The sequence below is a fragment of the Commensalibacter papalotli (ex Servin-Garciduenas et al. 2014) genome (assembly GCF_000527695.1).
GTDB classification, from domain to species: domain Bacteria; phylum Pseudomonadota; class Alphaproteobacteria; order Acetobacterales; family Acetobacteraceae; genus Commensalibacter; species Commensalibacter papalotli.
The window spans coordinates 336,077-359,380 of sequence record NZ_ATSX01000002.1 but is presented as its reverse complement, the minus strand read 5'-3'; the positions used below and the strand labels follow the sequence as shown (position 1 = coordinate 359,380).

At 36.0% G+C, this 23,304-nt stretch carries 24 protein-coding genes; 12 read left to right on the top strand and 12 right to left on the bottom strand.

Translation table 11 applies throughout. The annotated features are described in order from the left end of the window. Positions 1–540: 540 nt before the first annotated feature. From COMX_RS08670 to COMX_RS08660, 3 genes are all read left to right on the top strand, one after another. Positions 541–1,071 (top strand): ankyrin repeat domain-containing protein, encoded by a 531-nt coding sequence (locus COMX_RS08670; protein ID WP_034339999.1) that lies wholly within the window; start codon positions 541–543, stop codon positions 1,069–1,071. Between the two features lie 34 nt (positions 1,072–1,105). After that, on the top strand, positions 1,106–2,179 hold the full coding sequence (gene hisC, locus COMX_RS08665) for a histidinol-phosphate transaminase (protein ID WP_034339996.1): 1,074 nt from the start codon (positions 1,106–1,108) through the stop codon (positions 2,177–2,179). Positions 2,180–2,586: 407 nt separating this feature from the next. Continuing rightward, positions 2,587–4,074, top strand: a complete 1,488-nt coding sequence (locus COMX_RS08660; RefSeq protein ID WP_051462044.1) for a carbohydrate porin — start codon at positions 2,587–2,589, stop codon at positions 4,072–4,074. A 182-nt stretch (positions 4,075–4,256) separates the two neighbouring features. Here COMX_RS08660 and dhaL read toward each other — a convergent pair whose 3' ends face one another. The 5 genes from dhaL to COMX_RS08635 form a co-directional block, all read right to left on the bottom strand. Then, positions 4,257–4,901 carry a dihydroxyacetone kinase subunit DhaL gene (dhaL, locus tag COMX_RS08655; RefSeq protein ID WP_034339993.1) on the bottom strand — a complete coding sequence of 215 codons (645 nt, stop codon included), beginning with the start codon at positions 4,899–4,901 and terminating at the stop codon, positions 4,257–4,259. A 4-nt stretch (positions 4,902–4,905) separates the two neighbouring features. Continuing rightward, positions 4,906–5,910, bottom strand: coding sequence for a dihydroxyacetone kinase subunit DhaK (locus COMX_RS08650; protein WP_034339990.1), 1,005 nt, complete (start codon positions 5,908–5,910; stop codon positions 4,906–4,908). 38 nt (positions 5,911–5,948) lie between these two features. Further along, positions 5,949–6,704, bottom strand: a complete 756-nt coding sequence (locus tag COMX_RS08645; RefSeq protein WP_034339987.1) for an SDR family oxidoreductase — start codon at positions 6,702–6,704, stop codon at positions 5,949–5,951. A gap of 36 nt (positions 6,705–6,740) precedes the next feature. Beyond that, positions 6,741–8,015, bottom strand: a complete 1,275-nt coding sequence (locus COMX_RS08640) for an MFS transporter (RefSeq protein ID WP_034339984.1) — start codon at positions 8,013–8,015, stop codon at positions 6,741–6,743. 62 nt (positions 8,016–8,077) lie between these two features. Then, positions 8,078–9,193 (bottom strand): MDR/zinc-dependent alcohol dehydrogenase-like family protein, encoded by a 1,116-nt coding sequence (locus COMX_RS08635; protein WP_034339981.1) that lies wholly within the window; start codon positions 9,191–9,193, stop codon positions 8,078–8,080. 274 nt (positions 9,194–9,467) lie between these two features. Here COMX_RS08635 and rpiB point away from each other — a divergent pair, with 274 nt between their 5' ends. After that, entirely contained in the window at positions 9,468–9,926 is a 459-nt protein-coding gene (gene rpiB / locus COMX_RS08630; RefSeq protein WP_034339978.1) for a ribose 5-phosphate isomerase B, read from the top strand. 71 nt (positions 9,927–9,997) lie between these two features. Here rpiB and COMX_RS08625 read toward each other — a convergent pair whose 3' ends face one another. Next, positions 9,998–10,300, bottom strand: a complete 303-nt coding sequence (locus tag COMX_RS08625) for a DUF1971 domain-containing protein (protein ID WP_034339975.1) — start codon at positions 10,298–10,300, stop codon at positions 9,998–10,000. A gap of 274 nt (positions 10,301–10,574) precedes the next feature. On the opposite strand from COMX_RS08625, the gene COMX_RS11395 reads away from it, so the two are divergent. The 4 genes from COMX_RS11395 (at position 10,575) to COMX_RS08610 (ending at position 14,388) form a co-directional block, all read left to right on the top strand. Then, positions 10,575–10,697 carry a hypothetical protein gene (locus COMX_RS11395; RefSeq protein ID WP_255343290.1) on the top strand — a complete coding sequence of 41 codons (123 nt, stop codon included), beginning with the start codon at positions 10,575–10,577 and terminating at the stop codon, positions 10,695–10,697. Positions 10,698–10,991: 294 nt separating this feature from the next. Further along, positions 10,992–12,035: an NAD(P)-dependent alcohol dehydrogenase gene (locus tag COMX_RS08620; RefSeq protein ID WP_034339972.1), complete on the top strand. Its 1,044-nt coding sequence runs from the start codon at positions 10,992–10,994 to the stop codon at positions 12,033–12,035. A 97-nt stretch (positions 12,036–12,132) separates the two neighbouring features. Then, complete coding sequence (locus COMX_RS08615) at positions 12,133–13,419, top strand: MFS transporter (RefSeq protein ID WP_034339969.1); 1,287 nt, start codon at positions 12,133–12,135, stop codon at positions 13,417–13,419. Positions 13,420–13,593: 174 nt separating this feature from the next. Then, complete coding sequence (locus COMX_RS08610) at positions 13,594–14,388, top strand: universal stress protein (protein ID WP_034339966.1); 795 nt, start codon at positions 13,594–13,596, stop codon at positions 14,386–14,388. 23 nt (positions 14,389–14,411) lie between these two features. On the opposite strand, the gene COMX_RS08605 is transcribed toward COMX_RS08610, so the two are convergent. Both COMX_RS08605 and COMX_RS08600 read right to left on the bottom strand, forming a co-directional pair. Beyond that, positions 14,412–15,335 carry a COG2958 family protein gene (locus COMX_RS08605; RefSeq protein WP_034339963.1) on the bottom strand — a complete coding sequence of 308 codons (924 nt, stop codon included), beginning with the start codon at positions 15,333–15,335 and terminating at the stop codon, positions 14,412–14,414. Positions 15,336–15,480: 145 nt separating this feature from the next. Further along, entirely contained in the window at positions 15,481–16,230 is a 750-nt protein-coding gene (locus tag COMX_RS08600) for an SDR family NAD(P)-dependent oxidoreductase (RefSeq protein ID WP_034339960.1), read from the bottom strand. A gap of 142 nt (positions 16,231–16,372) precedes the next feature. On the opposite strand from COMX_RS08600, the gene thiM reads away from it, so the two are divergent. From thiM to COMX_RS08585, 3 genes are read left to right on the top strand one after another with little or no spacing between them, the layout of a single operon-like run. Next, positions 16,373–17,200 (top strand): hydroxyethylthiazole kinase, encoded by an 828-nt coding sequence (gene thiM / locus COMX_RS08595; RefSeq protein WP_034339957.1) that lies wholly within the window; start codon positions 16,373–16,375, stop codon positions 17,198–17,200. A gap of 27 nt (positions 17,201–17,227) precedes the next feature. Next, positions 17,228–18,607 carry an MBOAT family O-acyltransferase gene (locus COMX_RS08590; protein WP_034339954.1) on the top strand — a complete coding sequence of 460 codons (1,380 nt, stop codon included), beginning with the start codon at positions 17,228–17,230 and terminating at the stop codon, positions 18,605–18,607. Next, positions 18,582–19,622 (top strand): hypothetical protein, encoded by a 1,041-nt coding sequence (locus tag COMX_RS08585; RefSeq protein WP_034339951.1) that lies wholly within the window; start codon positions 18,582–18,584, stop codon positions 19,620–19,622. Before COMX_RS08590 ends, COMX_RS08585 begins: the two co-directional genes overlap by 26 nt. On the opposite strand, the gene COMX_RS08580 is transcribed toward COMX_RS08585, so the two are convergent. The 4 genes from COMX_RS08580 to COMX_RS11390 all read right to left on the bottom strand — a co-directional run bounded on the left by COMX_RS08580 (position 19,619) and on the right by COMX_RS11390 (position 22,361). Next, positions 19,619–20,740 carry a glycosyltransferase family 61 protein gene (locus COMX_RS08580; RefSeq protein WP_152534198.1) on the bottom strand — a complete coding sequence of 374 codons (1,122 nt, stop codon included), beginning with the start codon at positions 20,738–20,740 and terminating at the stop codon, positions 19,619–19,621. The genes COMX_RS08585 and COMX_RS08580 overlap by 4 nt on opposite strands. A 22-nt stretch (positions 20,741–20,762) precedes the next feature. Beyond that, on the bottom strand, positions 20,763–21,374 hold the full coding sequence (locus tag COMX_RS08575) for a glutathione S-transferase family protein (protein ID WP_034339944.1): 612 nt from the start codon (positions 21,372–21,374) through the stop codon (positions 20,763–20,765). A gap of 51 nt (positions 21,375–21,425) precedes the next feature. Then, positions 21,426–22,118: a TVP38/TMEM64 family protein gene (locus COMX_RS08570; RefSeq protein WP_051462043.1), complete on the bottom strand. Its 693-nt coding sequence runs from the start codon at positions 22,116–22,118 to the stop codon at positions 21,426–21,428. A 108-nt stretch (positions 22,119–22,226) separates the two neighbouring features. Further along, entirely contained in the window at positions 22,227–22,361 is a 135-nt protein-coding gene (locus COMX_RS11390) for a hypothetical protein (RefSeq protein WP_255343292.1), read from the bottom strand. On the opposite strand from COMX_RS11390, the gene COMX_RS08565 reads away from it, so the two are divergent. Next, positions 22,297–23,292: a COX15/CtaA family protein gene (locus COMX_RS08565; protein WP_235176848.1), complete on the top strand. Its 996-nt coding sequence runs from the start codon at positions 22,297–22,299 to the stop codon at positions 23,290–23,292. The two genes, COMX_RS11390 and COMX_RS08565, sit on opposite strands and share 65 nt — an antisense overlap. Positions 23,293–23,304 lie beyond the last annotated feature (12 nt).

Here is a 23,304-nt window from a genome sequence, read left to right as displayed (position 1 = left end):
ACTTAAGAATTAAACTCGTCCACAATCCATATTCATAGCGATAATAATTTAAAAAAATCACCAATAGTAGAGAAGAAGAAAAATGATATAAAACGCAATAATAATACCCAAATAACAAAAAGCATCCATGGACTCTTGGTAATCGACCTTACAATCTCTTTGCAAGCACATCTCTAGTGTAAGTATCAAGGCTAGTATAATTGCCCCTATCATAACCGAAGGGGCACCAAAAAACATCCCCACTAAAGGAACAGGAATATTGCAAGTAAAAAGACCAATGGCAAAATAAAAAAATATCAACAGAGAAAATTCCAACACTTTTATTGGATTATCTGTCTTGTTTCAGCACTAATAATTTTAGGAATTGATTTTGCTTGTTATCATAACGACGCTTATTACTTAACCCATAAAACCGAAATTCAACGGGACAAACTTGAACAAGAATTAAAAACAAAAAAAATCAAGGATTAACTTTTCTTTTCAAACTATCTCGATAAAATAAAAAAAATATTCTTTTATTTATAAAACGAGGGGATAACCATGACCTCCAATTCAGATAAGCCTGCGTCATCTCAAAAACCAACTTTTACCCCAGAGCAAATTGAAGCACTCTATTTTGATACAGCACGTCAAGGAGAAATAGAACTTCTGACAGAGTTTATCAGAGCAGGTATGGATATAAACCACCAAAATCATGAAGGACACACAGCCCTTATATTGGCAAGTTATCATAATCATACACAAGCCGTACAATTATTACTCGATCATGGTGCAGATCCCAATATACTCGACAATAAAGGCGCCACCGCTTTGACGGGCGTTGCGTTTAAAGGCTATATCCCGATTGCCGAGCTTTTGATCAAAGCTGGAGCAGACGTTAACGCTGAAAACAACCTTAAACGTACAGCATTAATGTTCGCCATTCTGTTTGGGCGCAAAGATATGATTAAACTTTTATTACAATCAGGCGCTAATCCTCATCACGAGGATGGTGAAGGAACGACCCCTATCAAACTTGCCGAGAGCCAAGGCGATATCGAACTAATTCAATTATTAAAACAACAGAACTAGCTTTATTTAAAAATTACTAATCTAGGAAACTAAAATGACTAATCCTTATTGGAGCCCTTTTGTTAATGATATTGTTCCTTATACCCCAGGGGAACAACCCAAAGTAACAAACCTAATTAAATTAAACACGAATGAAAACGCCTATGGTGTGTCTCCAAAAGTATTAAACGTCTTAAAAGAAGCCCTTACCGATCATCTAAAGCTGTATCCAGACCCAACCTCGAATCAACTTTGCTCAGAACTAGCCAAATTACATAATGTAGACACAGATTATATTTTTGCAGGAAACGGTTCAGATGAAGTTCTAGGCTTTGCTTTTTTTGCTCTATTAAAGCACGATAAGCCCATTTTATTTCCTGATATTACCTATAGCTTTTATCCTGTTTACTGTAATTTATTTAACATTGCTTTTAATACAATTCCACTAACAGAAGATTTTGAAATTAATTTACAAGATTATGCCGATAAAGATTGCGCTGGTATTGTCATAACCAATCCTAATGCCCCTACTGGTGTTTTATTAAACCCTCAATTAATTCAAGAATATTTAAGGAAACACCGTAATCAAGTCGTCATTGTGGATGAAGCATATATAGATTTTGGCGGGGAATCCGTGGTCTCTTTAGTAAAGCAATTTCCTAATTTATTAGTCATCAGAACTTTTTCCAAGTTTTATGCCTTGGCTGGTTTAAGGGTTGGATACGCTGTTGGTAATCCAGATTTAATTGAGGGTATCAGACGCATTAAAGACAGCTTTAACTCTTATCCATTAGATCGTTTGGCACAAACCGCCGCAACAGAGGCTGTCAAAGACATTGAATGGTCTGTTCATAATGCCCAACGTATAATTGCCAATAGAAGTCATCTGATACAATCACTTAGAAAGATTGGGTTTAAAATACTAGAATCACAAGCTAACTTTATTTTTACATCTCATCCTAATATTTCAGGAGCTACTCTTGCATCACGACTTAGAGAAAAAAATATTTTGGTGCGGCATTTTAATACACCTCGGATTAAGAATTGGCTGCGTATTACCGTTGGAACCGAAGAAGAATGCAAACAATTAGTTCATGAAATTCAATATATTTGTAATCTTGATATTTAATATAAAATTGATAAATAATTAAACCCTATATCTGCAGATTCTAACGTTAAATAATGTACTTTAATGTTGGAATCTGACACGCCAACTCAAGTTGATCTTTATCAAAATTCTACAAAATTTAATAGTCATTTTAATTTACTCTAAGCATATACAATATTCACATTTATCTTTTAAAAAATATGCTTAAACGTACCCAAGCAGCACCTTCAAAAATTGAACAAGATAAAAATATCACATCATTAATATAATGTTATTAACTGGTCTAATATATAAATTGACAAAACTTAACGTCATTAATTATTGTTAATGATTATTAATTTCATTTACATATAAGATCAACGCTGATGCTCAACACGTTAAATCATTTCTTATACACACGTTCTATATATAGTAAGAGATTACTTTTCTTGTCTATTTATACCACGTTAAGCCTTTCGCTTTTCGGTCAACAAGCAGATGCGGCTCGTTCCTCACCCTTGCTTGATCAAAATGCTGCCCCTTCATCAAATTCAAGCAGTGGCGACCCGACAAAAAAAACGCCTCCCCCAGCAAAAGTGTTAGACCAAGATACGGGCCAACATCCTGAAAATGACGATATGTTACTTAAAAGCATGTGGGGTGTTCGACCTTGGTTAGCCCAATACGGTATTACCTTTACTGCGGTTGATGTTAATGAAGTTTGGGGGAACCCATATGGTGGTATCAAACAGGGTGCTGCTTATGAGGGTATGACGACATTGACCCTCAACTGGGATCCAGAAAAAGTGCTTGGTTTTAAACATGGGCTTTTTAATATCAGCACTATGCAAATCAGAGGACGTTCATTTACAGGAGAAAATATAGCCAACTTCAACCCTATCAGTGGTACTGAAGCGGATCGTTCTACTCGGTTATGGGAACTCTGGTATCAGCAAGGATTTTGGGATGATAAATTTACCGTTAGAATTGGTAAACTTGCCCTTGACCAAGAATTTAATATCAGTGATTATGCCGCTCTTTTTATGAACTCCTCTTTTGGATGGTCAATGGTCAGCTCCCTTGATACTTATAGTGGTGGTGTTGCGTATCCTTTAGCTGCTCCAGGTATTCGTTTTGCTTTTCAACCCAATGAAAACTGGACTAATTTATTCGCTATTACCAACGATAATCCAAATGATGTTTCTTTTTGTAACCCTTCTGGTCCTTTTACTTGTGATCCACAGTCAAAACATCTTTCTGGTACCCGTTTCAATTTTACGACAGGGGTTTTCATTATTAATGAACTGCAATACCATTTGAACCCAGCACCAGCGGATGAAAAAGATGATAGTAAATCTTATGGCTACCCTGGAACTTATAAATTAGGCGCTTATTTTGATAGTGCTGGCTTTCCTGATCAAAGATATAATGCACAAAGATTATTATTAGCCGCATCAGATACAGATCAGACAAAATATATGCATAATAACAGCTGGTCTGTTTACGGAATCGCAGATCAAATGATTTGGCGTAACCATGATAAAAAACACTCTATAGGTTTGTTTGGGCGTATTCAAACCTCACCAGGAGATCGAAGCCCAGTTAACCTTGGTGGTGACGGAGGTATTGTTTATAAAGGTATTTTTGGCAGAGAAGACGATTCTCTTGGTTTAGGGTGGGGATTTGGTCGAATGAGTGACCGTGCAAGACAATATGACAGAGATTATCGCCGTTTAAATGACCCAACCTGGCGCATACGAAAAACTGAGCATCACATAGAGCTTGCTTGGCAAATCCAAGCAACTCCTTGGTGGGAAATAAAACCTGACTTTCAATATATTTTCAACCCTGGTGGAGGTTTAAATCTAGAGGAAGGATCATATAAACGTATCCAAAATGAAGCCGTTTTCGGATTAAGATCAACGATTAATTTTTAAACAAAATCTTCTATGTTTTTTCAGAAGAAGAATTTTTTATATATAAAAAATTACTTTATTTTAATAGACTACACCATCAGTAATTTTTTTTGTTTGTAAGAAATACAAAATTTCATAAAAAACCGTGCTTTTCAGTAAAAGAGCACGGTTTTCAACTTATAAATTAATATTTAACCTAAAAATTAATTCATCTTTGATTCAAGGCTGTCAGCTAACTGAGTAACCAATAAACAACATGAAGCTGCACCAGCATCTAGCACGCCTTTAGAGCGCTCACCTAAACGGCTAGCACGACCAATCTTAGCAACAAGATCCTTAGTTGAATCACGACCTTTGGCGGCGGCATTTTTCATAATAGTTAATGCTTCTTTAAAGCTTTTACCATCTTTGACAGCTTGTTCAAAACTTTCAACGGCAGGAAAAAGTGTATCAACCAAACATTTATCACCTTTTTGAGCTGGGCTGATATCTTGTAACTCACTTATTCCATTAGCCAACATAGCTTGAACATCTTCTTTGGTTAGCTCAGTTTTACCTTGAATGCTATCTGACCAACCCGTAAAGATACAGCCATATAAAGGCCCCATAGAACCGCCAATTCCTTCCATTAAGGAATCACTTAGTTCTGCCAAAGCTTCAGATAATGTTAATTCTTTGCCATCAATACGTTTCTTACAAATATTGAATCCTTTAGCCATATTAATTCCATGATCTCCGTCCCCAATAGCACCATCGATCTCACTTAAGTAATCACGATTACTAACAATTACATTGATCAAATCATCAACAATATCAACACCATTTTTAATAACAACAACTTCAGACATTTTATTAACCTTGAACCATACCAAGAGAATGAACAGGAGCATCAACAAGTTTCTTCAACTCGTCATCTAGTTTCATCATAGAAAGCGTAACACCCATCATTTCAAGGGAGGTGAAATAATTTCCAACATAACTACGATGAACTTTTACGCCTTTTTCTTTTAAAATACGATCAACTTCAGCATAATAAATATAAAGTTCCATTGTAGGGGTCGCACCCAAACCAGAAACTAATACAACAACTTCAGAACCTGCTTCAAAGATTCCTTCTTTTAAAATTGGCTCTAACATTGTATGAGCCATTTCTTTGGCAGGTTGTAAAGGAACAACGTTAATCCCTGGTTCACCATGATGTCCAATACCAACTTCCATCATACCATTATCAATATTGAAGTTTGGATGACCCACAGCAGGAATAATACAAGAACTTAAACCAACACCAATGGAACGGCAATTATCAATAGCTTTTTGTGCAGCAGCAATAACACCATCAAGATCATATCCAGCCGCAGCAGCCGCACCACCAACTTTCCACATTAGGATTTCGCCAGCAACACCACGACGTTTTTCCCTTTCTGTAATTGGAGCAGAAGCAACATCATCATTTGCAACAACAGTCTTAACCGTAATACCAGCAGCAGCAGCTTTCTTAACTGCCATTTTAACATTCATATTATCGCCAGCATAGTTCCCATAAAGACATGCAACACCAGCACCACCATCAGATGCTTTCATTGCATCAAGGAACGCTCCTGCTGTTGGTGAAGAAAAGATTTCACCAATAGCCACAGCATCAACCATATTTTTACCAACATAGCCCAAGAATGCAGGTTCATGACCTGAACCACCACCAGTTACAATCCCGACTTTTCCCTTTTGAGGAATAGCAGGGTATTTCAATACTCTTTCGTGATCTGTTTTTGCGAAAAGCTCTGGATGAGCAGCAACATAACCTTCAATTGCATCTTCGACTACAAGATCAGGATCGTTAATAATTCTATTTAATTTCATAATTCATTCACTTTAATTAGAGAAATACCACTGTGATATTACTGGACTGTAAAACCACCATCGATAACTAAATTAGCGCCATTAATAATGGATGCTTCACTACTCGCCAAGTAAACAGCTGCTGCTGCAATTTGTTCAGGTTCAGCAAAACGACGTGATGGAATTTTTGCCTTAAATTCTTCACCAATTTTACCTGCCCATGCTTTTTTACCGAGTTCAGTTAAAACAACCGTAGGGGAAATAGAGTTTACATTAATATTGGATGGCCCCCATTCCAATGATAATACTTGAGTAAGACCAATCACACCAGCCTTACTTGCACAATAAGCGACATGATTAGGCAAAGCAACCACACCAGCTTGAGAGGCAAGGTTAATAATAGAACCATGCCCTTGTTTTAACATCACATTACCCACTGCTTGGCAAACAAGAAATGTGCCTGTTAAATTAATATTAATCGTTGCATTCCACATATCTTCGCTAATATTTTCAGCAGCATCTAATAACGCAACACCAGCACAATTTACCAAAATATCAATACAGCCATAATGATCGACAACAGCTTTTACTGCTTTCGTAATTTGATCTTTACTGGTGACATCAAGCTGAATACCAATCGCTTTATCTGCGCCTAAGTTTTTGGCGATATCTGCAATGTTATCTGCACGATCTAATAGAGCAACTTTTACACCTTTAGCAAGATAAGCATGAGCAATCTCATTCCCAATTCCTGCACCACCACCTGTAATAACAGCAACTTTACCAGCTAAATCAAACATTTCTTTCTTAGACATCAACGATACTCCTTAAATAATCAACTATAAAATAAACTATAATGCTTCTTTAACAGCAACAGCAACTTCGTGCTCAACACTATCAGTTTTAGGTTGACCAACATTTACGAAAACCATTAAGCATGCTGCAACTAAATACAAAACTGTATAGATATAAATAACGCCTGCATTACCAACAGAAGCAATAAATAGTGTTACGATAAAATATCCAAAGAAATAACTCATCCCAGCACCAAAGTTTAGGATAGACATTGCTGCACCTTTATCTTTAGGCGCCAACATTGGCATAATCGCAGACAATGGAACAAATGCAGCAAGGAAACAACCATATACACTGGCAATTAATGTAATTGTTAACACTGAAGCATGAGCCTCGATTGCATAGTAGAATAGGAAAGTTGTAATCGCACAGCCTACACAACCAAACCACATCACAACGTTACGCCATCCTAATTTATCGCCAATAATACCCCATAATAAATTAAAGATAACATTTACCATCCAAAGCCAAGTTACCACTGATAACCACACATCTTTATCATAATGTTCGGCAATCAATAATGCAGGAATAAATACTGGAAAACCATAGGCTGCACTCGTATTAATCATACGAACAATACCACCCATAGCGACTTTTGGTTTTTTGGTTAAAATTGTTAATCCATTTAACAAATAAGAAAAAGAAGCTTTTTCTGTTTTCTTGTTTTCACTATTTTTATCTCCACCACTTAATGCCAAAGCAACAACAGCACCAATGGTAACAAAAATCAATGCTGTCCATAGAACATGCAAATGTGAAATATGGTAATAGTTTAACATAACGTTAGAGTATCCAGTACCAATGACTGCAACCCCTCCAGAATACATAAACCAGAAAATACCTACTGCTGATCCTAATTTTTCAGCAGGTGCTTCATAAGCAACCCAAACCAAGAAACCATAAGCAAATAATGGATAAGCCAATCCTCTGATCGCATAAGTAGGAATAATCCAATATAAATTATGCGTAGGCATTCCAAAAGTTAAAAAGAAGAATGAACCAACATAAAACAAAATCAGTCCAATAAACATTACGCGTCTAACGCCATAGATCTCAGCTAAAACACCAGAAAACCATGATGAAATGGCAACCATCAATCCATAAATCGTATAAATTAAACCTGTTTGAGCCTGAGTCATATGACCAGATTGCTGCAAATATTCTGGCAACCAGTTTAGCTCTAAACCTTCACCAGCCATAAAAATCATCACCCCGAAATAGCCAAGCATTAATTTAGGAGAGACAAAAATTTTGTTAATTAAATTGGACATACATTCTTCCTTAATCTTGATAAAAGCCTAGTGTAAACACCAAGCTTTTAATCAAAAAAATGCTATTTCATGTTTGGATCTAAAACGACTTTCAAAGAGCCAACACCCTTTTTCATGATGTCAAAGGCTTCCTGATATTTTTCCAATGGAAAAACATGCGTAACCACACCCTCGGTTGGGAAATCACCATTTTGAATGCCTTTGATCGTCATTGGATAACAATAAGGTCCAAGATGAGATCCTAATACATCCAATTCTTTACGATCACTAATGATGCTCCAATCCACAGCCACTGGATCTTTGAACACAGAGAATTCAACAAAACGACCCAATTTACGGATCATTGCCAATCCTTGCTCCACAGATTTACCGGCACCTGTTGCTTCAATATAAATGTCACAACCATAACCTTCGGTCATATCTTTAATTTTTTGAACAACATCTTCTTTAGCTGGGTTCATTACAATATCAGCACCAAACTGTTTTGCAATTGCAAGACGTTCTTCGCTAAGATCAAGAACAACCAGTTTATCTGGGCCAGACTTTTTAATCGCACCAATCATTCCGAGACCAAGGGTTCCCGCCCCTGAAAGAACAACAAAATCACCTAGTTTAACACTAGCACGTTGAACAGCATGTAAAGAACAAGCATAAGGTTCAATCAAAATAGCTTTGTTCATTGGAAGATCATCTGGAACATGGTGGTTAATTCCCTCTTTAGGAATTTTAATATATTCAGCCATTCCACCATTTACATTATATTGGAAACCGTACAAATCGTGTTTTTCACACATCCAATATTCACCACGATTACAAAAACGGCAATCCCAGCAAGGAACAATTTGCTCAGATGTAATACGATCATTTAACTTAAAATCTTTGACCCCTTCACCATAAGCAACCACATGTCCAATAAATTCATGGCCAGGAATCATCGGAGCCTTAATATATGCAGGTTGTTTATCATCCCCCCAAAAACTTGGAGCCCCTTCGAAAGATTTCACATCGCCTGCGCAGATGCCACACGCTTCGATTTTGACTAAAATTTCATTTGGACCAATTTCAGGAACAGGCACTTCTTCAAAACGATAATCATGAGGGGCATAAGCAACAATTGCACGCATTGTTTTAGGGATGTTGTCCAATTTAGCTACTGGGCCAATTTTACTTTCTGTCATCGCTATTACTCTTTCTTGAACGATTTTAACTTTAATTCCAACTTTGCATCATTGAGTAATTTAGTTTTTAATACAAATAAAATACATGTGATTTGACTTTTAAGACTATTGGAACAACAAGGGTAAATAGGAGATGTTTTCATTGACTTAAGATATTGATTACGTAAAATTCCTATATTTTCTATGTGTTATATTTAAATTCTTCGTGATAATTTTTGAAAACGCGTTTAAACATTTTAACTTGTTAAAACTTTTAACCTAAGGAAAAAAAATAATGTTACCTATTGCAATTGGTTGTGATGACGCTGCAGTTAGTTTAAAAAATACTTTGGTAGAATGGTTAGAATCTATCGGTATAAAAGTTGTAGATTACAGCACTGATGCAAGTCGTGAATCTAATTTATATCCTGATATTGCATGGTCTGTTGGACAAGCTATCAAAGAGGGCAAACATGAACGTGGAATTTTAGTCTGTGGAACAGGCATTGGCATGGCAATTACAGCGAATAAAATTCCTGGCATTCGTGCGGCACAATGCCATGATACATTTTCCGCCGAACGAGCAAGAAAAAGCAATAATGCACAAATTATTACATTAGGGGAAAGAGTTGTAGGTCCTGAATTAGCAAAAATGGTAGTTAAAGCATGGTTGGATTCTGAATTCTCTGGTGGTAGCTCTGCACCAAAAGTAGACCGTATTAATTATTACGAAAAAAAAGCAATATCTTCATAATTTAATTTTCTTCATAGTCAATCCTTAGCCATTCTTATTTAAGTTTAAGAATGGCTAAGATATTTTCATTATCAAGAATCTTCTTTTGCATAAAAAGAAAGCTGGCATCGTATATTATTACTATATGCCGCAATACGATGATATTGCTTTGGCTTGATCAAAGGGGGCTGTTGTAGAGTAGAGTATTTAATACGATTCGTAACTGTTCCATCCCCTAACATAAATTCCATTGTTAAATCGCCTGACAAGATCTGTAACTTAGCCCACGTTCCAGATTTAGTATTATGTCGATTTTTGAAGGCTTCTGGTAAGGTATCTGCTGTCCAAACAGAAAGCATTTTATAACATATTAAATTTTCATCTTGATTACTCATCATTAGCCCCTATTAAAAATGAATATCACGTCATTTTGACCACTATTTTCAAAAGAATAATTGTTCCTCTTTCTGAAAATGTTATAGTAAACTTAACAGATCTATACGATATATAAATCCGTTATTGTTCTTTTTAAAGAATATATAAATATCAAGACTATCCAGAAAGATTGTTGAACACGAAATAAACTATATACACATAGAGCTATGTTGAAAAATTAAATATAGTCAATTTGTTAGGGTAATAACCTAATAATTATCATAGGAGGCGGGAATGCATATTCTCAAACTTAAAAACTGGTTAAAAGTTTGTGCGATTAGTGCAGTAATGATTTTAATAAAACCAATGCTGGACGACCCCGAATTCTTGATTAATTTGTTTATGACTTGGGAATAATTAAAGTTAATTTACAAACATAGGCAAAACATAATGTATTACATAGTTTTAAAAGTTAAAATAAATTATGAAATAATTTGTGCATATATGTTTTGAAAGCAAGAATTATTTTACCATACATAACCACTATGAAAAATCTCTTAAATTTATTGAATATAAATAACTGATAAAAATAATTTTAAATATCGATTATCTTTTTGCTTGGAAATAATCACTTTTTTGTGATTGTTCAATAAATATAGATGGTGCTATCGCTAGAACATAGATATTTTTCTCTTCTTTTAGGAGGTTTTTATGGCAAAAGCTCTTGTTTTAGAAAGCAAAGGCAACCTAAGTATTCGTGACATTGATTTGCCCGGCCACGTTGGGCCTAATGATGTTAAAATCAAAATTAATACTGTTGGTGTATGTGGCAGTGATGTTCATTATTATACACATGGTAAAATTGGGCCTTTTGTTGTTAATGAACCTATGATACTTGGTCATGAAGCTTCGGGAACAATTATTGAGATTGGTAAAAATGTTACCACTCTTAAAATTGGCGACCGTGTATGTATGGAACCTGGTATTCCCAATCCTTTGTCAAAAGCTGCAAAATTAGGCATATATAATGTTGATCCAGATGTATCTTTTTGGGCGACCCCTCCTATTCATGGATGTTTAACAGAAACTGTTGTTCATCCAGCCGCATTTACTTTTAAACTACCAGACAATGTTTCTTTTGAAGAAGGTGCTTTTGTAGAACCTTTTGCAATTGGTGTTCATGCTTGTGTTAAGGCTAAAATTAAACCTGGTGACATTTGTTTAGTTGTTGGGTGTGGACCTATTGGAATTTTAACCGCAATAGGCGCGCTTGCTTCTGGTGCTAGCAAAGTATTTATTTCAGACGTTGCAGCGCCTAAACTTGAAATTGCTGGACAGTATGAGGGAATTATCCCTGTTAATATTACTAAAGAATCTTTGGAAGATAAAATCACTGCTGAATGTGGTAAAGGTTGGGGTGTTGATGTGACTTTTGAAGCATCAGGCCACCCATCAGCATACGATACCGTTCTTGCTTGCACCAGACCTGGCGGAACCATTGTATTTGTTGGTATGCCTGTAGATAAAGTTCCTTTTGATTTCGTTACTGCACAAAGTAAAGAAATTCATATGGAAACAATATTCCGTTATGCACATGTTTATGATCGTGCAGTCAATTTGATTGCATCTGGAAAAGTAAACTTAAAACCACTTATGTCTGGTATTTACCCATTATCAAAAGCAATTGAAGCCTTTGAACGTGCAGCATCTGCACAACCAACTGATGTCAAGTTGATGATCAAAGTTGCTGAATAAGTAACTTTCTCTTTTGCTTCGATAAACAGCCCGTTATAATTTTATTATACGGGCTTTTTCCTCCCTTTTTACCCAATATTTTTTGTGGACATCACAAATGAGCAATTCCCAAGCAAAATCCCGTATGGTCATCGGCATGCCTGTTTCCCTTTTTTGGGGATATATTGCCGTTGCCCTATTTATGGCTGGAGATGGCTTTGAACAAAGTTTCTTGGCCCATTATATTCATCATGACTTAGGTGTGGCTGAAGATAAGGGCAGCTTAATCTTTTCTATTTATGGATTAACAGCAGCTATTTCCAGTTGGTTATCAGGGGTTTTTGCAGAAACCTTTGGTGCTAAAAGAATCATGGTTATCGGCGTGATCATGTGGATTGTTCTGCATGCTGCCTTTATGCAGTTTGGTATTGTTCCTCAAAACTATTATGCTATTTTTATTTTTTATGGACTTAGAGGATTTGCTTATCCTTTATTCTTTTATGGTTTCTTTTATTGGGTAGTCAAAGAAACACCTGATAATCAACTTGCATCTGCCGTAGGTTGGATTTGGTCAATGTTTACAATTGGCTATGGAATTATAGGATATGGTATTCCTTATTTCTTTGTTGAAAAGATGGGAGCTGAGTTTACTCTTTGGCAAGCATTAATTTGGGCTTCTGCTGGTGCTGCAATTACAATTTTCTTTTTAAAAACGCCACCAGAAAATAAAACTGAGGTTCAACACACAGTAAAGCCATCTCTTGGCGAACGAATGAGTGATATTGTCAGTGATTTAACACTTGTTTTCCGCAGTAGAGATCTGGCTATTGCATTAGTAATCAGAGCCATCTGTAACTTCTCTTTATTTGGTGTCTTAACAGTAGTATTACCAAACTTTATGACCGCAAATGATGGTGGACAATTTACCTTACATCAATGGCAATTAATCAGTATTTTCATTTATCCTTTGCAACCTTTTAGTAACGTTTTATGGGGCATTATCGGGGATCGTATTGGTTGGTTAAAGCAAATGCGCTGGGCGGGTTTTGTTGGATGTGGAACCGCGACAATTCTACTATACTATATCCCCACATTATTCCCAGGTAATATTTATGCCAGTATTGCCGCAATGCTTTTCTTTGCACTTACTATTACCTCCTTTGTTCCTATGGGAGCCATTTTTCCAATGTTAGCCCCTGAAAGAAAAGGCGCTGCTGTTTCTATTCAAAATCTTGGAGGAGGGCTTAGCCAATTCCTGGGTAATGCGTTGGTATCTGTCATTTACTTTATTGGTTTTGGTAATTATGGTGTTTTCATTATCTATGGGCTTTTATATTATTTTGCCGCCATATTGACCTATTTCATCCGTTTGAAACAACCGGGTATTGATTACAAAATGACTTAAAACTTAAAAGGTTATTTATAGAAATATAAATAACCTTTTTTAATGATAAATTTGGATATGATTAATTAAAAATCACACTTGAGTAATTTTACGATACAGATGATGATTATATTTGATTCTTTTTTGCTTTATAGGTAACAATAGCACCAATAATAAAGGGGTAGGAATATCTTTATGGAAAACACTAAAATCGTTGCTTGTATTGATCAATCTACCTATTCTGCCTATGTTACAGATTATGCAGCTTGGATTGCTAATTCAATAAAGCAACCCTTGGAATTGCTGCATATTGGCGATTGCCCTGTACCGTCAAGTCAGATTGATGTTAATAAAAAAACACCTCGTAGAGTGCTTTTAAACACTTATTATGAACGTGCTTTGGCAACAGGAATAGACCCTTCCCTTGTCGAGATTCACGAGGAATATGGATATTTTAAAGATAAAATTATTGAGTATGAAGCCAATATAGAATTACTAATTCTGGGTCGCCGTGGAGAAGACACGCAAAAACATCAAGAGATTATTGGAAATAGTTTAACACAAATTATCCGCACACTTCACAAGCCCATTTTGACAATTGCTGAAGAATTTAAAGCACCACAAAATAGCATGTTGGCTTTTAGTGGCAGTAATATTTCTAAACGTTTGGTTCAATATTTAGCAGAAAAAAAACTGTTTTCATCTATTCCGTTGTATTTGGTTATGTCAGGAAAGCAAACTGAAGGACGCCAAGAAGAGCTCAACTGGGCACATAAAACCTTAGAACAAGCTGGATATAAAGTGATTTCCTCTTTTATCTTAGGAGGGGGAAATATTGAAGATACTGTTATTCGTACCGTACAAGAACAATGTATTGATATTTTATTTATGGGTGCATTTGAAAATCACTCTTTATATAATATGATTTTTGGCAGTAAAACAGTTGATTTACTAAAATATTTAAATATTCCTATCCTTCATATGCATTAAAGCTATATTTATCATGTTGCGTATTACTTAATAAGCAAACCACTTCTATAGTAATTCGCAACATGTTTAATAAAATCTTCCATATCTTTATTCTCTTGAACCAAACGATTAATAGAACGCCAGTCTGGTTTTTCTTTAAAATGAGCAGGAATTAAAATACTGCTTTCTGACGGATTTTCTGTAATTAAATTAATCACACCAATCCCATGCAAAGAACATAACATCCGTAATTCTTCCTCTGTATCTTTCCCCTCAATAGCAGCACAAACTAAATATCCATAATTTGCCCAACTAGAGTTACTAACACTTTGAAAAAAATCCGCTCTGATTGTTGACATTGTAATTGTCTTTTTTACTTCAAACGCCCAAAGATGCAGCATATCCCCACCCCCTGCTTGCACACAGCTTTGAACAAAATAATCCCATTGATCAGGGATAGGTTGCATTGCCACAATATCAGGATGTAACCATTTATTCGCATGCTTTCCTTTACTATTCTTAGATCTTTTTTCATCTAAACGTTTGGTAATTAATCCCATTTGCTCCAAATATTGACACAACAAAGAGTACATTTCTTTTTCAGATAATATTACCGTTTTTGATTGTAACTCCTCCTCTTGTTCTTCAACATCTTGTTCAGGAAGAGTAAATTCAACATCCGTTAAACCAAAAGAAAACCAATACTTCCTTGGTCTTGGCTGATTTTGGATTTCTATTACTGGATATTTCGACAGCATTGTTGTTGCACGAGATCCAATTTCAGCAACAATTTGATTTACGAAAGCCGCATCTGTCACAAATTTTTGGCGGCTATTTTGACGTTTCAACGTATAAAATTCAGGATATTGTGCAATTAATGCTTCGGCGATTTCTCTGGCCGTAAAACGTTGATTAGGATGTGATTTTAAGAAAGTAACAATTTTTCTAACCTGAGAAGAATTTTCCATATCTAAATCTCACCTAATTATTTACAGCTATATTTGTTGAACCATACTCATTTTATTATCTTCAAGACAAGTAATAAAATTACTTATTTTACCAATCAAAGCTACCGTAAAAAAGAACAACAGCACCAATTTTTTATATCAAATATCAGAATACTTTTTTTGTTAAACCACCATCAATTACTAAATTCGACCCTGTAATAAATTCAGCTTGTTGGCTGGCCAAGAATAAAACACTGGACGCAACGCTTTCTGCTGTAACCATTTTACCCATAGGATTTTTCTTAAGGCATTCTTGGAAGAAATCTGGATTTTCTGTTTCAATTTTATTCCAAATTCCTCCTTTAAAATAAACATTTCCAGGGGAAACCATATTCACACGCACATTGTCATTTGCTAATCTCAACGCCAGAGATTTTCCGTAATGATTTAATGCCGCTTTTAATGAACCATAAGGTTCAGAGAACCCATCTATTTCAACCGCAGAAACCGTAGAAATAATAATAATATTTCCACTTTTCTGTTTAGTTAGATAAGGAACGGTCGCATTCATCAAAGCAATATTACCAAACAAATCAATATCAGCAGCTTTTTTCCAAGTTTCCAAGTCAGAACCAGAGGCAAGAGCGCTGACATTAGAAACAACAATATCAATACCGCCCATTTCTTTATGCGCTTGATCAATCCAAGTTTTGATTTGCTTAGGGTCAGATATATCAACGACTGCTCCACGTGCTTTGTTACCCAAAGCCGCAACCGCTTCATCAATTCCTTTTTGTTGGCGTGCGCAAATATAAACTTCGGCACCCTCAGCAATAAATTGTTGTGCAATCGCAAACCCAATGCCTTTGGATCCACCGCTAATAACTATTTTTTTATTTTTTAAACCTAGATCCACAATAAATATCCTTACTTATTTATTTAAACACACAAAATAAAATATTTTCATTAAATACACTTTAAAAACAAAGCGTTTTTCTTTACAAATAATATAACTCAAGAAAAATAACTTTTCTATTTGTCATTTAAAGCTTTTATCAATGTTCACACCCATTCATGTTGCACAAACTTTACTGAAAATCCGTCAAAACAACCCTTTGATTCATAATATTACCAATATGGTTGTTATGCAGTTCACCGCGAATATATTACTATCGCTGGGGGCTTCTCCTGCAATGATTAATGCCAAGGAAGAAGTGCAAGAGTTTGTGCAGAAGGCCAAAGCATTGGTTATCAATCTTGGAACCATATCGGCTCCACAAGCCCAAGCCATATTACTTGCAGTTAAAACAGCATCTGAACATCAGATTCCATGGGTCATGGACCCTGTTGGTGTTGGGGCTTGTACATATCGTTCACAAATAGCTGTCGAACTCCTAAACTACCACCCTACGACTATTCGTGGCAATGCTTCAGAAATTATTGCTTTGTATCATTATTATACAAAACAAGTAACACATCATACTGGACATGGAGTGGATAGTAAAGACCAGCCTGAGCACGCTTTAGATGCCGCTAAAAAACTAGCATTATCCTGTCAAACCATAGTATCCATCAGTGGACAAACAGATTATATCACCAACGGTCATCAAACGATTCAAGTTAAAAATGGTCACGTCATGATGACCAAAGTCACTGGTGTTGGATGTAGTGCTTCGGCCATTACCGCTGCCTGTTTGGCAATAGAGCCTGATGCGCTGGCGGCCTCTGCACATGCCATGGTTTTAATTGGCACAGCAGGGGATATCGCCATGAAACAAGCCAAAGGACCAGGAAGTTTGCAAATCGCTTTACTTGATACGCTTTATCTTTTAAATGAAGAGCAACTGCTACATTATGCAAAAATTCAACTCGCAAAAGAAGGCTAATCTTCTTTACATTCACAAAGCGGTCAAATGTTATTTAGCACCCAAGCATTTTTAATCTTATTTTTACCATTGGTTTTGATTGCTTTTTATAATTGTGTAAAAATCAAAATTTTAAGGCAGTTGGTGTTAATTTCAGCTTCATTACTCTTTTATGGAATATGGAACTGGCATTTTGTACCTTTTCTAGTTTTGCTTACTTTTGTCAACTGGATTATTGCCTGTCAATATGGCAAGAATATACAAAAAGGCTGGCTAACGGGTGGGGTAATTTTAAACCTTGCGATGTTGGGATTCTTTAAATACGCCAATTTCTTTGCTGAAAATATCGATGATCTCTTTGGTATTCACCATACCACTTGGAATATCATCATGCCTTTAGGGATTTCCTTTTTTGTTTTTCAAAAAATTTCCTATTTAGTCGACCTTAGGCGTGGCAATAAGCATATTTATAATCTTATTGATTTTTTTGAATTTGTTACTTTCTTTCCTCAACTGATTTCTGGTCCTATCGTTCGTCATAACGAAATTATTCCTCAGTTTGAAAAGAATCCTATTAATCCTCAACTGTGGGAAAATATCAGTAAAGGTCTTTGCTTAATCCTGATTGGTTTGGTCAAAAAAGCAGGAATTGCCGAGAGTATTGCCATGACCTGCAATCCTTTATTTGATCAGGCAGCTTCGGGGCAAATCTTGAACATGACCGAAGGGTGGGTTGCAGCGATCGCTTATAGTTTACAAATCTTTTTTGATTTTTCAGGCTATTCCGATATGGCAATTGGCACCGCATTATTATTCGGATTGCAACTTCCTTATAATTTCAATGCCCCCTATCAATCACATAATTTACAAGAATTCTGGCGGCGTTGGCATATGACTTTATCACGTTTCCTAAGAGATTATCTTTATATTCCATTAGGGGGAAACCGATGTGGTCCTATTCGACAAAGTGCTAATCTTATTACCACGATGTTACTTGCTGGATTATGGCATGGTGCTGGGTGGAGTTTTGTCGCATGGGGAGGTATGCACGGCATTGGATTAACTATCAACCATGCATGGAAAAAAGTAGTACCTTTCAGTTTCCCTCGACACATTTCATGGATTATTACACTATTATTCTTATCATTTAGTTGGGTGCTCTTTCGTGCAGAAAATTTTTCAACAGCGTCCCATATCTGGCAATCTATGATTGGTATGAATGGATTTGGTACCTATAATATCCGTCATAATATCGTCTTTTATCTTGCTATCCTACTCGTATTATTTTGTCCCTCTAGTCAGAATTTAATCAATAATTACTTACGCCCTTCTAAATGGATTGCCATTATCGGAGGTATTGCTTCGGCTTATTTTATTCTTTTGATTGGGGGACGCATTCCTGATGCCTTCATCTACTTCCGTTTTTAATTCTTGGCGAAAATTTGCTTTGTTTTTCTTAGGTTTTACAATAGGGCCTATCTTTTTAATCTGGTTATTTATCATTATCGTTGATCCATGGGGGATGTTACCCTTTTCTCCTCCATTTCATCGAATTCCAATCTCAACCAATGCAAGATATAGCTTTCCTGCACTAGCAATAAACCAGGAATTTGATTCCGCAATTATTGGCACCTCTACCAGTCGCCCTTTACAACCTCAAATTCTTGATAAAGCTTTTAATACACATTTCGTCAATTTATCCATGAATGCCTCTACACCATGGGAGCAAGAAAAGATTTATAATCTTTTTTTAATGCATCATTCCCATCCAAAAATGGTTATATTTAATACTGACAATATTTGGTGTTTTGGAGATCCAGAATATGCAAGCAGGCCTTTGCCTCTTTGGATGTATGAAGGCTCACCATGGATAGGCTATTTAAAAATGGCTAACCAATACGCGCTTCAAGAAGCAGCTAATCAATTTGCTTGGCTTATTGGTTTTAAAAAACAACGTTATGGGTCAGATGGATATACCCCTTTATTACCAGCATCTTTTGTTTACGATCCTCAAAAAGTCAATAAAACCTTTTCTGAATGGGTTCAAGCTGACAACTCTTTACCTAATGGGAGGACCCCTGTTCAGCCTGCTTTGCCCAGATTACAACATATGATCAATAAACTTCCCAAAGAAACTGCTAAAATCATTATTATCCCTCCTTTCTCTGAAGAGTTTTACGGAAATTCAGGTGGATGGACAGATGTCAGTTGGAAAGCATGTAAAGCAAATTTAGGCAATCTTGCCAAAAAAACACCCAATATGATCGCTATAGATTTTGCCTTACCCAATCATTTTACACAAAAACGCACCAGCTTTTGGGATCCTATCCATTATCGTGACTTTACTGCAGAAATGGTCATGAATGGAATTCTTCAAGCCGTTTTACATCACCAAGAGCTTCCTAATAATGAAAGCAAAATTTTGGGACAGAGCCAACCCTAGTGATTTAACGCATCCAGCATATCAGGGATAGAAATAATATGTGATCCCCATGCTGGTGGCTTATTTTCAGCTTCAGAATTACTGCGTGTAATCACGCATTCATAAGATAAATCTGCAACCATAGCAATTTGTCGATAACACCATCTTAACAATGTATGAGGCATTAATTCTATAATTTTTGTACCTGGCTTACAAAAAACTGTATTCGCAAGGCCTGCACCATGAGCACCAATAATATATTCTGCATGAGCAAATAATAAGGCCTGTTCATCAAATGATAAATATTCTAACTGAATAATTGCAAAACCATTTTGTTCTAAAAAAGAAACAAGTTCATCTTCATTATGCAACTTACGATTACAAGCTTCCCTGCGATCAATATAAAAACGTTTTGGAAAAGAAATACCCTCTGTGTATAACGAAGAGGAAATTTCTCGAAAAAAAGAAATCACACCAGAATGCGTATATCCAGCAAATACACTCACCGCTTTCCAAGGGAAAATGACTTTTTCCACCTCAAAGGACTGTCCCCATTGTACTCTGACAATATCAATATTCCGATCCCCAAAAACTTGGTTAATCGCAAGCTTAAATGCACGGGATTCAACATCTGTTAAATGATAAGGGATCAGAATGCCATCCATCATTTCCGCTTCTGAGGAATTAATTTGAAAAAGCTTTCCTATATTCATAATCAAACAATGATAATAATTATCTTGATTAGAAGATAATAAGGACAGCCAACACCCTAACAACTTTTTTTTAGGTTTTAAAATCGCAATCTCTCTTTGTTTATTGGCGTATTTAAACAAGTCCAAGGCTGATTGCGCATGGTCAAAACTGTCCGCAACCATCCGTCCACTTTTCGTTTGCAATAGTCCGCTTTCAGAACTAATAACAGCATCTTTAAACAAAAAATTATAAGCGATATGTTTGCAGGGAAATTCGTTATCCCACTCATCTGGTAGCGAAAATTGTTGTAAACGACGATATGAAAACGAAAAATCTGGTTTTACCCATTCTTTATCATCATGAATTTCTCTGATCACTGTCACCTCTGAATCAAAATGAGGTGGATTCAATCGAAATATAGGTGAAAAAGGCAAGTAATCAGTCATATCATCGTCCAAAATTTAAATCCTAAATCAGACCTTCAGCTTTAAACGCTGCAATGACGCCTGAATCTTTTTCCATTCTCTCTTCAAATTTTTGCAAATTTGTCAAAGCCGATAAATCTATTTTCAAACGTTTCGCCCACGTTAATGTCATGAATAAATAAGGGTCAGCAACACTGCGAAAACCTGCAATCCACTCTTTACCATTTAATTGATCGTTCGCTTGTGTATATAATTTTTGTAAACGTGTACGTGCACCTTTATCCAAAGCAGCGATCACCGTCTCGTCAGAACTATATTTTTTTCCACCAAAAATCAGCGCAAAAGCAGGATGCACATCAGCATTTACAAATGCAAGCCAGCGCAGAGCTTCAGCTTTTTGTTTTAAACTGCCATCTCCTAATAATTTAGCTTCAGGAAAAGATTCCGCAATATAGCTTAAAATAGCAACATTTTGCGTTAAAACAAAATCTCCATCAACCAGAACGGGAATTTGCCCCATAGGATTCAACTTTAAAAATTCTGGATCTTGTAACAGTTCTGGGGTAACATTTTCAGCTTCAAATTTTGCTTTAGCCCAATATAAAGCAATATGACCAGAAGTAGAACATGCACCAGGTTTGGTATATAATTTCATTATCAGTTTTTCCTTTTTAAAAAAAGCCATCCCATCACTATAAAAAGGAATCTAACGGATTAACAAGTCATTTTTCTTGGAAAAAGAACGCTTCATCAAAAATACACCTAAACCCGCAGAGGCTATAAATAAAATCGCACTCATAACAATTTGCCCTGTATGGCCAATTCTGACCCCACCACCAAGCAACACGAAAACAATCGTTTGTGGCATACTTCCTAAAAAAGTTGCCCCTAAAAAAGGAAGCCAACCAATTCCAACTACACCCGCAGTAGTATTTAAAACAACAGACGAGCCAATAGGCATTAAACGACACATAAGCACCGCATTAAATGGGTTTTTACGAATAAAATTATTTATTTTTTTTAATTTAGAATGTGCCAAATATTTTGCGCCCCAATCTTTACCCAGCCACAAAGCCCAACTGTATGTTGTTATCGCCCCCACAATCGTAGCAATCGTAGCATATAAAAAACCCAGCCAAAATCCATAGACAACCCCAGCTGTTAAGCACACAACTTGCCGTGGAAACCCTATTGCACACATCAAAATCGCAATCAGCAAGAATATAATCTGTCCCTTGGCACCTCTTTGCAGCATATGATGGTCACTAAGAAAAAAATCCAACCCATGAAAATATCGTGCAAAAAAAGCAACCAGAGCAATTCCAACCACCATTAATACAGGTTTATAAAATTGTTTGATCAATGAAAGCTGTTTTGTTGACTGTAATTGACTATTCATGACCTATCTTTAAATTATTATTTAAAAAAGCTCGACTTGCTAAAAATTGTTTATAAGACTAAAAATCAAATAAGGATATTTTTTTATATAAACGATCTCTTATAACCCTTATGAAGATAATTCTCTAGCCATGCAATACAATAAATCCATATCAAACTGGTTATTTTTTATTTGTTTCATGCTGCTTTGCATGATTGCCCTTGGAGGATATACCCGTCTTACAGGATCAGGATTATCCATCATGGATTGGAAACCTGTTACGGGGATGTTGCCTCCATTAAGCCATTCTGAATGGGTAAGGCAATTTGAGCTCTATAAAACCATTCCGCAATATCAAATCCTAAATAATGGTTTTGGTCTAGATGGATTTAAACAGATTTTTTGGGCAGAATGGAGCCACCGTTTCCTGGGTAGGCTCATTGGATTTGTTATTCTTATCCCTTTGATTTACTTTATTATCAAAGGTGCAATCACTAAAAAACTAGCTCTATTAATGTGTCTTTTCATTGTTTTGGGTGGATTACAAGGGGGAATTGGTTGGTTTATGGTGCATTCTGGATTTGAAGCAAATAGCACCGCCGTTGAACCCGTTCGACTTGTATTACATTTATCCTGTGCTATTGCGCTATATATCGCTATTTTATGGACAGGTTTAAACGTAAGAAATCCAGAACCAGACCAAAGTCTAGATAAAATTACAACAAAATCTATTCGAACCTTATTATGGATTGATATCGTTTTAATTTGCTTCACAATTGTTGCTGGTGGATTTACCGCTGGAACACATGCTGGGCATTCTTTTAATACATTTCCACTAATGAATGGCCATCTGGTTCCAACTGATTATGCCTCTCTATCTCCATTTTTAGTTAATTTTATAGAGAATATTGCGGCTATTCAATTTAATCATCGCCTATTGGCAACGATAACTGTGATCATGATCTTTGTAACTTTGTTTATTGGCCTAAAGTCAGGATCTTCAAAATCTATTAAAGACTCGATTATGATGATGGGTTGGGCGGTTCTTATTCAATATGCTTTGGGTGTTACAACATTATTACTGGTTGTGCCTGTATGGGCGGGAACTGTACATCAAGCATTTGCAGTTATTCTATTGACAACCTTAATTATCGCCCTACATCGAACACGAGTATCAAAACAAATCTCGGCCTAATCACTCTATTCT

What these genes read in the sequence shown, in the direction of transcription:
- COMX_RS08590 (WP_034339954.1), top strand. Translation starts at nt 17,228, where the DNA reads ATGTTATTTAGCACCCAAGCATTTTTAATCTTATTTTTACCATTGGTT.
- COMX_RS08625 (WP_034339975.1), bottom strand. Translation starts at nt 10,300, where the DNA reads ATGAGTAATCAAGATGAAAATTTAATATGTTATAAAATGCTTTCTGTT.
- COMX_RS08610 (WP_034339966.1), top strand. Translation starts at nt 13,594, where the DNA reads ATGGAAAACACTAAAATCGTTGCTTGTATTGATCAATCTACCTATTCT.
- COMX_RS08650 (WP_034339990.1), bottom strand. Translation starts at nt 5,910, where the DNA reads ATGAAATTAAATAGAATTATTAACGATCCTGATCTTGTAGTCGAAGAT.
- hisC (WP_034339996.1), top strand. Translation starts at nt 1,106, where the DNA reads ATGACTAATCCTTATTGGAGCCCTTTTGTTAATGATATTGTTCCTTAT.
- COMX_RS08570 (WP_051462043.1), bottom strand. Translation starts at nt 22,118, where the DNA reads ATGAATAGTCAATTACAGTCAACAAAACAGCTTTCATTGATCAAACAA.
- rpiB (WP_034339978.1), top strand. Translation starts at nt 9,468, where the DNA reads ATGTTACCTATTGCAATTGGTTGTGATGACGCTGCAGTTAGTTTAAAA.
- COMX_RS08640 (WP_034339984.1), bottom strand. Translation starts at nt 8,015, where the DNA reads ATGTCCAATTTAATTAACAAAATTTTTGTCTCTCCTAAATTAATGCTT.
- COMX_RS08580 (WP_152534198.1), bottom strand. Translation starts at nt 20,740, where the DNA reads ATGACTGATTACTTGCCTTTTTCACCTATATTTCGATTGAATCCACCT.
- COMX_RS08605 (WP_034339963.1), bottom strand. Translation starts at nt 15,335, where the DNA reads ATGGAAAATTCTTCTCAGGTTAGAAAAATTGTTACTTTCTTAAAATCA.
- COMX_RS08620 (WP_034339972.1), top strand. Translation starts at nt 10,992, where the DNA reads ATGGCAAAAGCTCTTGTTTTAGAAAGCAAAGGCAACCTAAGTATTCGT.
- COMX_RS08635 (WP_034339981.1), bottom strand. Translation starts at nt 9,193, where the DNA reads ATGACAGAAAGTAAAATTGGCCCAGTAGCTAAATTGGACAACATCCCT.
- COMX_RS11395 (WP_255343290.1), top strand. Translation starts at nt 10,575, where the DNA reads ATGCATATTCTCAAACTTAAAAACTGGTTAAAAGTTTGTGCGATTAGT.
- COMX_RS08565 (WP_235176848.1), top strand. Translation starts at nt 22,297, where the DNA reads ATGCTGCTTTGCATGATTGCCCTTGGAGGATATACCCGTCTTACAGGA.
- COMX_RS08585 (WP_034339951.1), top strand. Translation starts at nt 18,582, where the DNA reads ATGCCTTCATCTACTTCCGTTTTTAATTCTTGGCGAAAATTTGCTTTG.
- COMX_RS08615 (WP_034339969.1), top strand. Translation starts at nt 12,133, where the DNA reads ATGAGCAATTCCCAAGCAAAATCCCGTATGGTCATCGGCATGCCTGTT.
- COMX_RS08575 (WP_034339944.1), bottom strand. Translation starts at nt 21,374, where the DNA reads ATGAAATTATATACCAAACCTGGTGCATGTTCTACTTCTGGTCATATT.
- dhaL (WP_034339993.1), bottom strand. Translation starts at nt 4,901, where the DNA reads ATGTCTGAAGTTGTTGTTATTAAAAATGGTGTTGATATTGTTGATGAT.
- thiM (WP_034339957.1), top strand. Translation starts at nt 16,373, where the DNA reads ATGTTCACACCCATTCATGTTGCACAAACTTTACTGAAAATCCGTCAA.
- COMX_RS08645 (WP_034339987.1), bottom strand. Translation starts at nt 6,704, where the DNA reads ATGTCTAAGAAAGAAATGTTTGATTTAGCTGGTAAAGTTGCTGTTATT.
- COMX_RS08670 (WP_034339999.1), top strand. Translation starts at nt 541, where the DNA reads ATGACCTCCAATTCAGATAAGCCTGCGTCATCTCAAAAACCAACTTTT.
- COMX_RS11390 (WP_255343292.1), bottom strand. Translation starts at nt 22,361, where the DNA reads ATGATGGATAATCCTGATCCTGTAAGACGGGTATATCCTCCAAGGGCA.